This window comes from Pedobacter sp. BAL39 (assembly GCF_000170795.1).
GTDB lineage: Bacteria > Bacteroidota > Bacteroidia > Sphingobacteriales > Sphingobacteriaceae > Pedobacter.
Genome location: NZ_ABCM01000008.1, coordinates 44,323 through 57,939, shown reverse-complemented (window position 1 = coordinate 57,939; position 13,617 = coordinate 44,323). Strand labels below are relative to the sequence as shown.

Annotated in this window: 16 protein-coding genes; 10 read left to right on the top strand and 6 right to left on the bottom strand. The window is 42.9% G+C overall.

The features are described 5' to 3' along the window. From PBAL39_RS11940 to rsfS, 4 genes are all read right to left on the bottom strand, one after another. Nucleotides 1-1,083: a 3-oxoacyl-ACP synthase III family protein gene (locus tag PBAL39_RS11940; protein WP_008241683.1), complete on the bottom strand. Its 1,083-nt coding sequence runs from the start codon at nucleotides 1,081-1,083 to the stop codon at nucleotides 1-3. A 66-nt stretch (nucleotides 1,084-1,149) separates the two neighbouring features. Then, nucleotides 1,150-1,794 (bottom strand): LUD domain-containing protein, encoded by a 645-nt coding sequence (locus tag PBAL39_RS11935; protein ID WP_008241682.1) that lies wholly within the window; start codon nucleotides 1,792-1,794, stop codon nucleotides 1,150-1,152. Nucleotides 1,795-1,851: 57 nt separating this feature from the next. Further along, on the bottom strand, nucleotides 1,852-3,945 hold the full coding sequence (ftsH, locus tag PBAL39_RS11930) for an ATP-dependent zinc metalloprotease FtsH (protein ID WP_008241678.1): 2,094 nt from the start codon (nucleotides 3,943-3,945) through the stop codon (nucleotides 1,852-1,854). A 29-nt stretch (nucleotides 3,946-3,974) separates the two neighbouring features. After that, nucleotides 3,975-4,349, bottom strand: coding sequence for a ribosome silencing factor (rsfS, locus tag PBAL39_RS11925; RefSeq protein WP_008241677.1), 375 nt, complete (start codon nucleotides 4,347-4,349; stop codon nucleotides 3,975-3,977). 41 nt (nucleotides 4,350-4,390) lie between these two features. Here rsfS and PBAL39_RS11920 point away from each other — a divergent pair, with 41 nt between their 5' ends. The 3 genes from PBAL39_RS11920 to pfkA all read left to right on the top strand — a co-directional run bounded on the left by PBAL39_RS11920 (nucleotide 4,391) and on the right by pfkA (nucleotide 8,015). Next, complete coding sequence (locus tag PBAL39_RS11920) at nucleotides 4,391-5,161, top strand: biotin--[acetyl-CoA-carboxylase] ligase (protein WP_008241675.1); 771 nt, start codon at nucleotides 4,391-4,393, stop codon at nucleotides 5,159-5,161. A 153-nt stretch (nucleotides 5,162-5,314) separates the two neighbouring features. Beyond that, a complete protein-coding gene (locus tag PBAL39_RS11915) occupies nucleotides 5,315-7,039 on the top strand; it encodes a cytochrome c biogenesis protein CcdA (RefSeq protein WP_008241673.1) in 1,725 nt (574 codons plus the stop codon). After that, nucleotides 7,032-8,015, top strand: coding sequence for a 6-phosphofructokinase (gene pfkA / locus PBAL39_RS11910; RefSeq protein WP_039866533.1), 984 nt, complete (start codon nucleotides 7,032-7,034; stop codon nucleotides 8,013-8,015). The genes PBAL39_RS11915 and pfkA overlap by 8 nt, the downstream gene beginning before the upstream one ends. A gap of 53 nt (nucleotides 8,016-8,068) precedes the next feature. Here the strand turns inward: pfkA and PBAL39_RS11905 are convergent, their stop codons facing one another. Next, nucleotides 8,069-8,389, bottom strand: a complete 321-nt coding sequence (locus PBAL39_RS11905; protein WP_008241670.1) for a YbjQ family protein — start codon at nucleotides 8,387-8,389, stop codon at nucleotides 8,069-8,071. A 161-nt stretch (nucleotides 8,390-8,550) separates the two neighbouring features. Here PBAL39_RS11905 and PBAL39_RS11900 point away from each other — a divergent pair, with 161 nt between their 5' ends. The 3 genes from PBAL39_RS11900 to trmD all read left to right on the top strand — a co-directional run bounded on the left by PBAL39_RS11900 (nucleotide 8,551) and on the right by trmD (nucleotide 10,446). Next, a complete protein-coding gene (locus PBAL39_RS11900) occupies nucleotides 8,551-9,108 on the top strand; it encodes a 30S ribosomal protein S16 (protein WP_008241668.1) in 558 nt (185 codons plus the stop codon). A 117-nt stretch (nucleotides 9,109-9,225) separates the two neighbouring features. Then, nucleotides 9,226-9,753, top strand: a complete 528-nt coding sequence (rimM, locus tag PBAL39_RS11895; RefSeq protein ID WP_008241665.1) for a ribosome maturation factor RimM — start codon at nucleotides 9,226-9,228, stop codon at nucleotides 9,751-9,753. Nucleotides 9,754-9,768: 15 nt separating this feature from the next. Continuing rightward, complete coding sequence (gene trmD / locus PBAL39_RS11890) at nucleotides 9,769-10,446, top strand: tRNA (guanosine(37)-N1)-methyltransferase TrmD (RefSeq protein ID WP_008241663.1); 678 nt, start codon at nucleotides 9,769-9,771, stop codon at nucleotides 10,444-10,446. A 5-nt stretch (nucleotides 10,447-10,451) separates the two neighbouring features. On the opposite strand, the gene PBAL39_RS11885 is transcribed toward trmD, so the two are convergent. Then, nucleotides 10,452-10,811, bottom strand: coding sequence for a hypothetical protein (locus PBAL39_RS11885; protein WP_008241662.1), 360 nt, complete (start codon nucleotides 10,809-10,811; stop codon nucleotides 10,452-10,454). Between the two features lie 122 nt (nucleotides 10,812-10,933). Here PBAL39_RS11885 and PBAL39_RS11880 point away from each other — a divergent pair, with 122 nt between their 5' ends. The 4 genes from PBAL39_RS11880 to PBAL39_RS11865 all read left to right on the top strand — a co-directional run bounded on the left by PBAL39_RS11880 (nucleotide 10,934) and on the right by PBAL39_RS11865 (nucleotide 13,564). Continuing rightward, nucleotides 10,934-11,197 carry a hypothetical protein gene (locus PBAL39_RS11880; protein WP_008241661.1) on the top strand — a complete coding sequence of 88 codons (264 nt, stop codon included), beginning with the start codon at nucleotides 10,934-10,936 and terminating at the stop codon, nucleotides 11,195-11,197. 246 nt (nucleotides 11,198-11,443) lie between these two features. Then, complete coding sequence (locus PBAL39_RS11875) at nucleotides 11,444-11,752, top strand: hypothetical protein (RefSeq protein ID WP_008241660.1); 309 nt, start codon at nucleotides 11,444-11,446, stop codon at nucleotides 11,750-11,752. Nucleotides 11,753-11,924: 172 nt separating this feature from the next. After that, complete coding sequence (gene rplS, locus PBAL39_RS11870) at nucleotides 11,925-12,272, top strand: 50S ribosomal protein L19 (protein WP_008241658.1); 348 nt, start codon at nucleotides 11,925-11,927, stop codon at nucleotides 12,270-12,272. Nucleotides 12,273-12,403: 131 nt separating this feature from the next. Then, a complete protein-coding gene (locus tag PBAL39_RS11865; RefSeq protein WP_008241657.1) occupies nucleotides 12,404-13,564 on the top strand; it encodes a mechanosensitive ion channel family protein in 1,161 nt (386 codons plus the stop codon). Nucleotides 13,565-13,617: the final 53 nt, after the last annotated feature.

Here is a 13,617-nt window from a genome sequence, read left to right as displayed (position 1 = left end):
CTAAAAACGGTAAATGAAGGCGTTGATGTGCATACCTGCACCCACAGAAGCAAATACCGCGTAATCACCTTCGCTGATTTTATAGCCTTCCACCTGATTTTTTCTGACTAAGTCGAGCAGTGTGGGCACGGTTGCCACAGAGCTATTGCCGAGCCATCCAATGGACATGGGTACCAGTTTTTCGGGAACATTGTCGATTTGATAGAGTTTAAAAACCCGCTTCATGATGGCGTGGTCCATTTTGCCGTTGGCCTGGTGGATGAAAACAATTTTTATGTCGCTAATGTCTAATCCAGCTTTGTCTATCGCTTCTTTTATAACAGCCGGAACATTGCTGACCGCAAATTCATACAGCTTCCTACCGTTCATTTTCATGTACCTGTTTCCACTGATCTCCGCGGGATTGTTGCTGGAGCCCATGGTGAGCAGTCCTGAGTAATTGAGGGAGAAGGTTTTTGTTTTGTGTGCCAGTATTCCCGTTTCTGCAGCGGTGGAGCGCGCTTCGAAGATCACAGCCGCGGCACCATCAGAAAAGATCATCGTATCCCTGTCGTGGGGGTCTGTAATGCGGGAAAGTGTTTCCGCACCGATGACCATTACCCGTTTAGCATCCCCGCTTTTGATAAGGTAATTGGCTTGTACGGCACCCTGAACCCATCCGGGGCATCCGAAAATAAGGTCATACGCTACACAATCAGGGTTTTCTATCCTCAACTGCGCTTTTACTTTTGAAGCCAGGGCAGGAAGGATATCCGATCGGTTTCCATCTTTGCTGAGGTCGCCGAAATTGTGGCAAAATATGATGTGGTCGAGGCTTTCTTTATCTATACCCGCGTCGTCAATGGCAGTCTGGGCGGCAATGGCGGCAATGTCACTGTTGTTCTGATCATCATTTACATACCTTCTTTCTACAATTTCCGTGATTTCTGTGAATTTCCGGATGATTTCTCCAATTTCTTTTTCCAACAGGACCCCGTTGTCATAAAATGTAGCATTCAAAAAGGCATTACCGGAGATGATCTTTTCAGGAATATAGCTACCTGTGCCAGTTATTACTGAGTATAAATTTGTTTTTTCGCCCATTCTGAACCGTATACTAATTTGGTGTATAGTATAAAATTAGGATTAATTTATTGAAAATTAAAACGATCAGGCGAAATCGTCGATTAAAAATACGAAAAGTTCTTTAGGTCCGTGGGCACCTAAAACCAAAGTTTTCTCAATATCTGCAGTTCTGCTGGGACCGGTGATGTTGCTGATCATCGATGGGATCTGGTCCCCATATTTGTCTTTGATGAGCTTAAAGGCATCTTTGAGGTCCATGACCAGTTGACCCGTTCTGGCGATGACGATGTGATGGTGGGGGAAAATGCTGAGTCTGCGGCCGGCGGCATTTTCATTAGAGACCATTACGGAGCCATTGCGGGCAATGAGGGCTTCACACATGGTAATGCCCACCTCTGCCATTTCAAAATCCTTGTCGGTTTGATAAAAAGGGAATTCGTATTCCGAAAGGAGTCGCTGTAACTCAGGCTCCCAGCAGTAAATTTTGCGCCAATTGAACTTTTCTGCCAGTTGCAGGATGTTTTCTATGAATTCTATTCCGTTTTCGCAATAGATGAAGTTTCCGGATACGGCAGTCAGCTCTTCCGCGAAGATGACTTCCAGCATCTCGTCATTTTTTACGTAGAGAGGTGTATCTTCCAGGTTGGGATAAGGGTTGTCTCTTTTTTCAAGCAGTGCTTTCCTTATCTTTTTCAGCATTAACTCTTTAGAAGATCTGTTTTCTTGCATAAAAAAAAGGGCCGGCTGTCAGCAGGTTTAGGCGCTGACAGCGGCCATAAAATGGGTTTAAGATTCTGTTTGGGCCGGGTTTACAGAGGTGGCGGGATCTGTAGTCTCGCCAACGCCATGATGTAATAAACCTTCTGCAGCTGGTTTTTGGTCGCCTGTTCCGTTGACAAATTCATCATAAGTAGTGCGGTTGTCAAATGGACGTTTTCCTAAAATTTCCTCCAGGTCAGCCTGGAAGAGAATTTCCTTTTCCAATAGTTTTTGTGCCAGTTTTTCCAGACCTTCTCTTTTGTCCAGAAGCAGCTGTTTAGTCTTTTCATAAGCCTCTTCAATCAGCTTACGGACTTCTACATCAATCATCTCTGAAGTTTTTTCAGAGTAAGGTTTGTTGAAGTTGTATTCATTCTGAGGATCGTGGAAGGAAACGTTACCAATGGTGCTGTTCATACCATAGATGGTCACCATGGCATAAGACAACTTGGTAATGCGTTCCAGGTCATTCTGAGCACCTGTAGAGATTTTTCCGAACGTAATATCTTCAGCAACCCTTCCACCGAGTGTCATACACATGCCATCGGTCAGTTGCTCCGTAGTATAAAGGAACTGCTCTTTAGGAAGGTATTGCGCATAACCGAGGGCTGCAACACCTCTTGGAACGATAGATACTTTTACCAATGGATCAGCATGCTCGAGGAACCAGCCAGCAATGGCATGTCCGGCCTCATGATAAGCGACAATTCTTTTCTCTTCCGGGGAGATGATCTTATTTTTCTTTTCCAGTCCGCCGATGACACGGTCAATGGCATCCTGAAAATCCTGCATATCTACAGACTCTTTATTGCGGCGTGCAGCAATTAAAGCAGCCTCATTACAAACATTTGCAATTTCGGCACCGGCAAAACCAGGAGTTTGGGCAGATAGCTTTTTAGCGTCCACTACTTCATCCGTCTTAATGGGTTTCAGGTGTACTTTAAAGATCTGTTCACGGCCAACCAGATCAGGTTTATCGATGGAAATCTGTCTGTCAAAACGGCCTGGTCTCAATAGCGCAGTATCCAGTACATCCGGACGGTTTGTTGCCGCCAGGATGATGATTCCTGAATCTGTACCGAAACCATCCATTTCTACAAGGAGTTGGTTTAGTGTGTTTTCACGCTCATCATTACCACCCATCATGCTGTTTTTACCACGGGCACGTCCGATAGCATCTACCTCATCAATGAATATAATACAAGGAGCTTTATCTTTAGCCTGTTTGAAAAGATCACGTACACGGGAAGCACCGACACCAACGAACATCTCCACAAAGTCAGATCCTGACAGAGAGAAGAATGGCACCTGGGCTTCACCAGCAACAGCCTTAGCAAGAAGCGTTTTACCTGTTCCGGGAGAACCTACCAGCAATGCACCTTTAGGGATTTTACCACCAAGGTTGGTGTATTTTTTAGGGTTTTTAAGGAAATCGACAATTTCCATTACCTCCTGCTTGGCTTCCTCTAGTCCAGCAACATCATTAAAAGTCACGTTTACCTGGCTTTCCTTGTCAAAAAGAGTTGCTTTGGATTTGCCGATGTTAAAGATCTGACCGCCGCCACCGCCAGCACCACCGCCCATCCGGCGCATGATAAAGATCCAGAAGATGATCAGGAGCAATACAGGGATGATTACTGAAAGGAACCAGGACTGGAAAGCACTTTGTCTGGTATCTTTTTCTGCGAGGATCTGCTGATTCTCAGGAATGTTTTTTTGTGATTCCTTCAGCTGGGTATCCAGGCCGTCCATAGACCCGGCTGTAAAATATACAGTAGGTCCGTTAGCAGTGCCGAAATTATTTTTACTTTGGTACTGTTTATATTTATCTTCTTTCAGCCTGTCTTTTTTGATGTAGACTTCTACTTTTACAAGGTCTTCATGTTTGTAGGCAACAAGCTTCTGCACGTCACCTGGCTGCAGCATTTGTGTCTCGAACGTACGGTAGTTGACATCCTTTGTCGTATCTGAACTAAACAGAAATTGCAATAGGATCAGGCCTAAAATAATTGCCGCATATACCCAGAAGATATTGAATTTCGAGCCCTTGTTAGGCTTCTTCGGGATATTGGGGATTTTTTTTATTAGTTTAGGCTTAGTATTATTTGGGTTCTCTTTCATCGTGAATCAAAAATGTTTTGTGTAAATGATTAGGCGCTTTTAAAAGAAGTGGCCTGGGCATCACCCCAAAGGTCCTCTATTCCATAAAACTCACGCTTTTCAGTTTTAAAAATGTGCACTACAACATCGAAATAATCAAGAATAATCCAGTCTGCATTTTCAAGACCTTCTTTTTGCCATGGATTGAGCTGGGTGCTTTTATAGATTTCATCTTCCACGCTGTCCGCTATGGCTTTCACCTGTGTAGAAGAATCAGCATTGCAGATGATAAAATAATCAGAAACGGAGCTGTTGAGTTCTCTGAGGTCCAAACGCACAATATCATTCCCTTTTTTTTCCTGTATGCCATGTACGGCTATCTCCGAGAGGTAGGTAGAAAGGTTTACAATTTTCTTTTTTACCATTAAAATATTCTAGTTTTGATAAACAAATATACAATCAACACTTGCAAAATAACACTTTTTCAACATTATTTGTTGGTCAAAATCTTATCAAATTATCAGAGGTTGACTCTACCAATAACTTTTTAAAAATGTTGGTGTCAAAATCCGAGCCATTAACCGAAGGGACTGTTATTATGGCAGATCACCAGTTTGCCGGAAGGGGGCAGGTGCAGAACATCTGGCATGCTGCTGCGGGAATGAACCTCACTTTCAGCATCCTGCTTAAGCCGGTATTTCTGGCCATTCACAAACAATTTTTGCTCAATATGGCGATAAGTATTGGAATAAGAAATGGCTTGCGGTATTTTGTAGACAGGGGCATTTCTGTGAAGTGGCCCAACGACTTGTATTTTGAGCAGCAGAAAACAGGAGGGGTGCTCATAGAGAATATTATTTCTGGAAGCAGCTATAAAGCAGCGGTGGTAGGGATCGGGATCAATGTGAACCAGGTTTCATTTGAGCCCGGGCTACAGGGATCAGTGACCTCATTGAAGGAAATCCTGGGAAGCGAAGTCGGACTGATGGAGCTATTACCGCACATTTGCGCTGAAATTGAAACACAGTACGTCCGGTTGAAAGCAGGTGAAGAAGAGGCTTTGAAACAGGACTATCTCCAGGGATTGTATCAATTTGGTGAGGAAGCGCGCTACCGACAAAGTGGCGAAGAGATCAGAGGGACTATTGTGGATGTAAGTTCCTCGGGCATGCTGGTGATGCTGACCGATGGAGAGCGAAAGTCTTATAATTTTAAGGAGATCACTTTTTTGAAGTAAACTTCATTTTAGTCAATATCTCAACAGCGTAAAAATAATCTTGTAATGACCACAATCAGGATTTTAATAAAAAATAATAAGTAATTTCACCGCTTCATTCGTAACAGCTAATGATTTCTGCATGAGCAACACACACAAAAACTATATAAATTAATGAAAAGAATACCTTTTGTCCTGGCTTTGCTGCTGATGTTTACAGTGGCGCTTCCAGGATCTGGTTTTGCTGCGCTGCAGCAGGCAGACTCCGTGTCTACCGATGACCTTGTCTTTACTGAAGTTGGTTCTTCGGCAGACAGCGCGGCAAACGATATCGTCAAAGATACGGCAAAACAGGATACAGTACTGAAAGACACTGCTGCAGTGACGATGACCTCATCAGCCGGTGCGGTGGGGTTGTCTTCCGGAGAGGCCGAAGATCAAACCCTGTGGGATACTTTTATTGCAGGGTTGCTTGGCGGATTTATTGCTTTCCTGATGCCTTGTATTTTTCCTATGGTACCACTTACGATCAGCTACTTTACAAAAAAAGCAGGGAGTCGGCAGAAGGGAATAGGGCATGCGTTGATTTATGGTGCGTCGATCATTGTAATTTATGTGGCTTTCGGTTTACTGATCACAGTATTGTTTGGTTCTGCCAAGCTGAATGAGCTCAGTGCCAGTGGTTGGTTTAACTTTGCTTTTTTTCTGTTGCTGGTGGTTTTTGCGATGTCCTTCTTTGGGGCTTTCGAAATTACGTTGCCGAGCTCATTTGTAAATAAAATAGATCAAAAGGCTGATACGAGCAAGGGACTCGGAGGGCTTTTCTTCATGGCTGCATCCCTTGCGCTGGTTTCTTTTTCCTGCACCGGGCCTATCATCGGAACTTTGCTGGTTCAGGCGAGTTCCAAAGGTGATATCCTGGCTCCGGCGATAGGTATGTTTGGCTTTGCGCTTGCGCTCGCTTTACCTTTCACCTTATCGGCTATTTTCCCTGGTTTCCTGAGTGCGATGCCTAAATCAGGAGGCTGGTTGAACAGTTTAAAGGTCTGTCTTGGCTTTCTCGAGCTTGCCCTGGCTTTGAAATTTCTTTCAGCAGCAGACCTCGTGTGGCATTGGGAGTGGTTTGACCGTGAGATCTTCCTGTCTCTATGGATCGTTATTTTTGTGCTGATGGGCGTTTACATCCTTGGGAAGATCAAATTTTCCCATGACAGCGACGTGCCTTATGTATCTGTGCCCCGATTATTTTTTGCGATGTTTTCTCTTGCCTTTGCCATTTACCTGATACCAGGGTTGTGGGGGGCTCCGGTGAACATTTTAAGTGGAATTGCACCGCCGATGAATACTCAGGATTTTATCCTTACCGCCGGTAATTCCGCGGCGCCCTCGGGCGCTGATGACGGTTTTCCTGCAGCGGTAAAATATAACGAAACGTTGAAGCCCCCTGTGGGATTTAACGCTTTTTTTGATCTTGATGAAGGGATGGCCTACGCTAAAAAAGTAAACAAGCCAGTGCTGATTGACTTTACTGGCCATGCCTGTGTGAATTGCAGGAAGATGGAAGACAAGGTTTGGATCGATCCGGAAGTAGGACGCCTGATCCGTGAAGAGTATGTGTTGATCCAGTTATATGTGGATGAACGTAACATTAAGATGCCGAAAGAAAAAGTTCATTATTCTGAAGTGCTCCGGACCAATACAGACGACCTTGGCCGTTGGAATGGTGATTTTCAGGCAACGAAGTATATTGCCAACTCTCAGCCTTTTTATGTGCTGACAGGACAGGACCTTAATCCTATGGTGAAACCCCAGGGTGCAGTGTTTGATGCAAAAGAATATGCCGCCTACTTGCAAAGCGGATTGGATAAATTTAAAAATGTTGGAAAACCAAATGAGTAAAATTAAAAACATTGGAGTATTGACATCTGGTGGTGATGCTCCGGGCATGAACGCAGCAATTCGTGCCGTAGTAAGAGCGGCCATCTATTATGATTTAAAAGTTACAGGTATACTGAGAGGTTACGAGGGATTGATCAATGGCGATTTTATCGATATGGACCGTAAATCCGTGGCCAATATCATCCAACGTGGGGGGACTATCCTGAAAACCGCGCGGAGTGATGAGTTCCGCACGAAAGAAGGAAGGGAAAAAGCGCACGGGCAGTTACTGAAAAATGGCATTGATGCCTTAATCGTGATTGGTGGAGATGGTACGTTCACAGGTGCTAATCTATTGACTACTGAGTTTGATTTTCCTGTAGTTGGGCTTCCCGGCACCATCGACAATGATCTTGAAGGAACGGATTTCACCATTGGTTACGATACCGCCATTAATACAGTAATTAATGCAGTAGACAAAATCAGGGATACTGCGGAATCCCATGACCGTCTTTTCATCGTGGAAGTGATGGGACGTGATTCCGGGCTGATTGCGCTGCGCAGTGGCATTGGTGTTGGGGCTGAAGCTATTATGATTCCTGAAGCAAATATGGGTGTAGAAGGCCTTGTTACCCGGTTGGAGACCGGAAGAAAAGATAAAGCCTCGAAGATTATTATTGTTGCGGAAGGGGACGACATGGGCGGCGCTTTCAACGTTGGCGAGGTGCTGAGAAAGAAATTTCCTCAATATGACATCCGCGTATCCGTGTTGGGACACATTCAGCGTGGCGGTAAGCCAAGCTGCATGGACCGTGTGCTGGCGAGCAGCCTTGGTGTTACTGCCGTGGAGGGTCTGTTACACGGACATACCGGCGTAATGGTTGGTCAGAAAAGCGGGGAGATTGTGTTTACTCCTTTTGATCATGCGATTAAACATATTGATGCCAAGGAGATGACTCCTGCCTGGCTTAAGCTGGTGGAGATATTGTCTTTGTAAAGAGATCTGTCCTGAAGATAAATGGCAGCGCCCTGTTTTTTGCAGGGCGTTTTTTATTCTATGATGACGGCCGTACCGGTGGCGGCTACCATGAGCATGCTGCCGCCGCTGCCTACAGTTTCATAGTCGAGGTCTACGCCAATAATGGCGTTTGCACCCATCGCAGCCGCATATTGCTGCATTTCATTAATGGCAGTATTTTTACCTTCTCTCAATACCTGTTCATACGAGCCGGATCTACCGCCGACGATGTCGCGGATGCCCGCAAAGAGGTCCTTAAAGATGTTGGCACCGATAATGGTTTCGCCGCTTACAAGGCCGATGTATTTGATTACTTTTTTGCCTTCTATAGAGTTCGTTGTCGTAATGAGCATATTGATTTTTTTTAAAGGTTTGATGCCCTGATGGCTGGAATGTTACATGACTCATATTTTCAGCAATTGCATCTTGCTTATCATTAGTATTTTACTTACTTTTGCATCCCCGCAAGCACGAAGCTCCGGGAACTATGTTGAATACATAAATCAAAGAAAAAATGGCAACTAAAATCAGATTGCAAAGATTCGGTAAAAAAGGGAAACCTTTTTTCCACGTAGTGGTAGCGGATTCCCGTTCACCAAGAGATGGTAAATTCATTGAGCGTTTAGGTTCATACAACCCAAACACCAATCCTGCAACCATCGAAATCAATTTCGAAAAAACATTAGACTGGGTAAACAAAGGTGCTGAGCCTACTGATACTTGTCGCGCGATCCTTTCTTACAAAGGTGTTTTATACAAAAAACACCTAGAAGGCGGCGTTAAAAAAGGTGCACTAACTGCTGAGCAGGCTGAGGCTAAATTCGCAGAGTGGTTGAGCGCTAAAGATGGTAAAATCGAAGGCAAAAAAGATAACCTTTCTAAATCTAAAGATGAGGTTAAAAAGGCTGCATTAGCTGCAGAAGCTAAGAAAAATGCAGACCGTGCCGCTGCTTTGGCAATAAAAAATGCTCCTGTAGCAGAAGAAGTTGTTGAAGAAGAAGTAGTAGCTGAAGAGGCTCCTGCAACTGAGGAAGCTCCTGCAACCGAAGAAAACAAAGAAGAGCAAGCTTAATATTCTTGTTGTTCTGTAAAATAGCGAAGTATCTTTTCCCGGAAATGATCTTCGCTATTTTTATTTGCTGCTATTTCTGGCGGCAAAGATCCCATTCCCACCATACATTTTTATATCATGAAGATCGAAGAGGCATTTTATATCGGGTACATTACGAAGACCAAAGGGTTGAAAGGAGAGGTACAATTATTTTTTGAATATGACGAACCTGAACTGCTGGAACTGGATGTTGTTTTCGCAGACATCAATGGTAAGATGGTACCTTTCTTTGTTTCTTCCTATAAGCTGCAGACTAACAATACGGGTAATTTTTACTTTGATGACGTGGACCATATTGATAAGGCCCAGCCGTTATTGAGAAAAAAGATTTATCTGCCGCTGGCAAAGATGCCCGACCGATCCGATGATGATTTCAGCTATGAGGACCTTGTTGGTTATCTGGTTATCGATGAAAACCTGGGTGAGCTTGGGGAAATTCTGGAAGTCAATGAATATCCACAACAGTTTGTAGCTACAATGTCTTATAAAAATAAAGAAGTCATGTTTCCCCTGAATGAAGACATGATTGTGGAGATTGATGAGGAAGAAGCTTTGCTCAGGGTACTGCTGCCTGATGGGTTGCTCGACATCTATCTTGAAAATTAATTTTAACTTTGATCCATGCGTTTCGACATTATCTCCGTATTGCCGGACTTATTAGAAAGTCCATTTGCTCATTCCATCCTTCAGCGCGCGCAGAAAAAAGGGATCGCTGAAATTGTGGTTCATAACCTTAGGGACTACGCGACCAACAAGCAGAAGAGTGTGGACGACTACCCTTATGGTGGAGGAAGTGGAATGGTGATGTCTATTGCACCCTTTGCTGCCTGTATCGAAGCTTTAAAGGCAGAACGGGAATATGATGAGGTGATCTTTATGAGCCCGGATGGAGAAACCTTTAACCAGACCATTGCAAATGAACTTTCCGGAAAGGGAAACCTGATGATTTTGTGTGGTCATTATAAGGGCATAGATCAACGTATAAGAGATTTGTTTGTGACGCGGGAGATTTCTATAGGAGACTATGTTTTGTCCGGTGGAGAGCTTCCTGCTGCCGTTCTCGTGGACGCTATTACGAGGTTGATCCCGGGGGTGCTGAATGATGAGACTTCTGCATTATCGGATAGCTTCCAGGGGGAATTGCTCGACGCGCCTGTTTATACTAGGCCGGCCGACTGGAATGGACACAAGGTTCCTGTTGTATTGTTGAGCGGGCACGAGGCTAAAATAAACGAATGGCGTCATGAACAGGCGCTCATCCGCACGCAGCAGCGTCGTCCGGATCTGCTGGAAGACTAATCAGACTATTTAGTTTTGCTGATCAGGCTAATGATCAATTCTTTATCTTTTAGCTGATCCTTCAGTTGCCGGTTTAACTCCTTACAGTCATCGAGGCTCCTGTTTAGCGAAAGATAATTTTCATGAGTTTCTTTATCGTCTGTAACCAGCAAGGGATCTTTTTGAGGTCTTATTTCAGATGCAAAGAAAATTGCCGGAGAGACTTCGAGTATTTCTGCCATGAGTACGATGTCGCTGTATTTGATCGAATGGTTGAGAAGGCTTTTCTTCAGGCCGTCGAATGTTTTTCCCATGGCCTCTGCGAGCCATTTCATTGGTTTTTTCTTTTCCTTCAGTAATTTGTCAACCAGGCTCTTTAAAAGCATAAAATAATAGTGTTTTTTGATGCGAATACGATAATATATTGCTATATTAGCAATATAAATCTCAATTATTTATCATTATTTTGATAAATGTACACATTAAAAATATTTTTCGATGAAATTTTATGGTTTCTAAAGGTTATAAGTATAAAATTGATGAGTATTTAAACGGTCTGACTGTAAAGGAGTACCGTAAGGCTGTGCATCTGATTCCACAGATTTTAGGAGTTTCTTTAAACACCTTCCAAAATTACCGCAATATCCTCATCGGCGATGTCCAGGATATTCCTTATGAGAAAGTGGTTATTCTGGAAAGGCTTTTTGACTATGCTCCTGGCACATTGACCAATCAACAGCCGATAGTAGATAAATTAAAAGATCTTTTTTGACGTTTACTTTAACATGTTCCTTTTCCGGTGTAGGTGAAGTATTCAAATGCTTTACCTATTCGTTTTATCATTTTATTCAACAGAACTTCATTATTGTTTATCAAATAATTTTTTAGTAAATATATTATGATATGTGGGCGCTAATTTATATTATTGCCCCATTGATATTATTTATTAAGAAATAATTTAATGATTAAAACAACGCAATGGTTTTAATCTGAAAATTTTACCAAACTATTCAAAATAATGGAGAAACCGAGAAAATACAAGATTGAAGAGGAGATGAATAAATTGACTTTAAAAAGTTATAAGGCAGCAAGTAAAATCATTCCAAAGTATCTGGACATTGCATTTAATACTTTCCACAACTATCGCAAATTGCCACTTAATGGAAAAGCAGATATTCCATATGCAACAGTTCGGATGCTGGAGGGACTTTTCGGAATGGAAAGCGGTGGTCTTGCAAATTACCCGATCCCGTTGAAAAGTCTGGAGACCCTTATCGAAGAAGAAAAAAACAGCAATAAAAATCAGATGCAGAAACAAGGCTTATAGGCGCTGGTTGAAGGCAATTAGCAAGGGTAAGGATAGATGGGGGCTTCTATTAAGGTGTAGAAATAATAAAGAATGTGGAAAAAAATAAAAATCGCTTTTATTTCTAAAATAAAATTCCTAATATTGCAGTCCGATTTTAAACAAGAAAAAATCGGCTTAATAGCTTAAAATCATGGATTTAGTAAAATTTGTTGAAGAGCAGGTCATCGCAAAAAATGAGTTTCCTGCATTCAAATCAGGAGATACAGTGAGTGTTCACTATAAAATTCGCGAAGGTAATAAAGAACGTATTCAAATTTACCAAGGTGTAGTATTACAACGTAATAGTGTAGGTGCTAATGAAACGTTTACTGTTCGTAAAATGTCAAATGGTGTTGGTGTGGAACGTATATTCCCGATCAACTCGCCAAACATCGCTAAAATAGAGGTTAACAGCCACGGTAAAGTTCGCAGAGCGAAATTATTCTACCTGCGTGAATTAACTGGTAAAGCAGCACGTATTAAATCTAAAAGAGTTTAATCTCTTTCAGTATCACATATTGACCTTCCCGATTTTATCGGGGAGGTTTTTTTGTTTGGTTTTTTTGATGCAGTTTTCATTCAGGAGACTTGAGCTGGGTCACGACCGTAAATAATTTCCCTATTTTATTCATGATCATAGACAGCCAGTTTTTCGAACAGGTATTCTGGGGCAATACCATTCAGCGGTATTGTCTTTTTGCAGGCATTATTCTTTTTGGCATACTCTTTAAACGAATCATTTCCCGCGTACTCAGCCTCCTGCTTTTTAAGCTGTTCAGAAGCTTTTCGGCGGCTATCGGTAATGATACCTTTGTGGCGCTATTGCTGAAGCCGATTGCTTTTTTTATCAGCCTATGCTCCTATTACCTTGCCGTAAACCAATTGAAACATCCACTGGATGTGGTGCTTTTCAATTATACCAGGCAACTGGAGAAGGCAAAAATGCGTGTGGCGGTCGATTTAGGAGATGTCGTTGATAAAGTCTTCCTGTTCCTGATCATTCTTTCGGTATTCTGGATTATTTTGAGAATAATTGACTTTGTCGCCCATGTGCTACGCTACAAGGCTTCAATGACCGAAGACCGGTCTGACGACCAGCTGGTACCTTTTCTGAAGGAGCTGACGAAAACACTGATATGTTTTTTAGGCTTTTTTGTATTGCTCGGATACGTTTTTGAAATCAATGTACTCACACTCATTACTGGGCTCGGGATTGGCGGTATTGCCATTGCCCTTGCAGCAAAAGAAAGTCTGGAGAACCTGATTGGGTCCTTCACCATTTTTCTTGATAAACCCTTTACAGTTGGGGACGTAGTGAAAGTTGACGGAATAGAGGGGACCATCGATAAGGTAGGTTTCCGCAGTACACGATTGATCAGTCCTGACAAGACCATGATTGTCATCCCCAACCGTTCTATGATTGACGGTGTGCTGGAAAATGTCACCCGACGCAATTTCAGAAGGGTCAGCTTTTTTATCGGCATTACTTATGAAACCCCTGCATTGGCCATACAGAATATCGTTTCGGCCATCAATATGTTACTGGATACCCATCCAAAAACACAGGACGGCTTTGCAACGTTCGACAACTTTGGCGATTCGGCACTGAACATTCAGGTTGCCTATCTGGTGGTTGATATGAGTCACGCAGAATATATCCGCGTCAAGGAGTCCCTAAATTATCAGCTGATGCAGATTGTGCAGGACCAAGGATCTGAGTTTGCTTATCCTACACAACGGCTGATCCGGGAAAATACGACCGGCAGTATACCACCTGAAAAACCAGAATAATAATCCTTTCCAGACGCCTAAAAATATGGCGCAAAAAAAGGCCCGCTTTGCAA

Bases quoted from the DNA above. Each gene is read 5' to 3' on its own strand.
- PBAL39_RS11940 (WP_008241683.1), bottom strand. From the start codon at position 1,083: ATGGGCGAAAAAACAAATTTATACTCAGTAATAACTGGCACAGGTAGC.
- PBAL39_RS11935 (WP_008241682.1), bottom strand. From the start codon at position 1,794: ATGCAAGAAAACAGATCTTCTAAAGAGTTAATGCTGAAAAAGATAAGG.
- ftsH (WP_008241678.1), bottom strand. From the start codon at position 3,945: ATGAAAGAGAACCCAAATAATACTAAGCCTAAACTAATAAAAAAAATC.
- rsfS (WP_008241677.1), bottom strand. From the start codon at position 4,349: ATGGTAAAAAAGAAAATTGTAAACCTTTCTACCTACCTCTCGGAGATA.
- PBAL39_RS11915 (WP_008241673.1), top strand. From the start codon at position 5,315: ATGAAAAGAATACCTTTTGTCCTGGCTTTGCTGCTGATGTTTACAGTG.
- pfkA (WP_039866533.1), top strand. From the start codon at position 7,032: ATGAGTAAAATTAAAAACATTGGAGTATTGACATCTGGTGGTGATGCT.
- PBAL39_RS11905 (WP_008241670.1), bottom strand. From the start codon at position 8,389: ATGCTCATTACGACAACGAACTCTATAGAAGGCAAAAAAGTAATCAAA.
- PBAL39_RS11900 (WP_008241668.1), top strand. From the start codon at position 8,551: ATGGCAACTAAAATCAGATTGCAAAGATTCGGTAAAAAAGGGAAACCT.
- rimM (WP_008241665.1), top strand. From the start codon at position 9,226: ATGAAGATCGAAGAGGCATTTTATATCGGGTACATTACGAAGACCAAA.
- trmD (WP_008241663.1), top strand. From the start codon at position 9,769: ATGCGTTTCGACATTATCTCCGTATTGCCGGACTTATTAGAAAGTCCA.
- PBAL39_RS11885 (WP_008241662.1), bottom strand. From the start codon at position 10,811: ATGCTTTTAAAGAGCCTGGTTGACAAATTACTGAAGGAAAAGAAAAAA.
- PBAL39_RS11880 (WP_008241661.1), top strand. From the start codon at position 10,934: ATGGTTTCTAAAGGTTATAAGTATAAAATTGATGAGTATTTAAACGGT.
- PBAL39_RS11875 (WP_008241660.1), top strand. From the start codon at position 11,444: ATGGAGAAACCGAGAAAATACAAGATTGAAGAGGAGATGAATAAATTG.
- rplS (WP_008241658.1), top strand. From the start codon at position 11,925: ATGGATTTAGTAAAATTTGTTGAAGAGCAGGTCATCGCAAAAAATGAG.
- PBAL39_RS11865 (WP_008241657.1), top strand. From the start codon at position 12,404: ATGATCATAGACAGCCAGTTTTTCGAACAGGTATTCTGGGGCAATACC.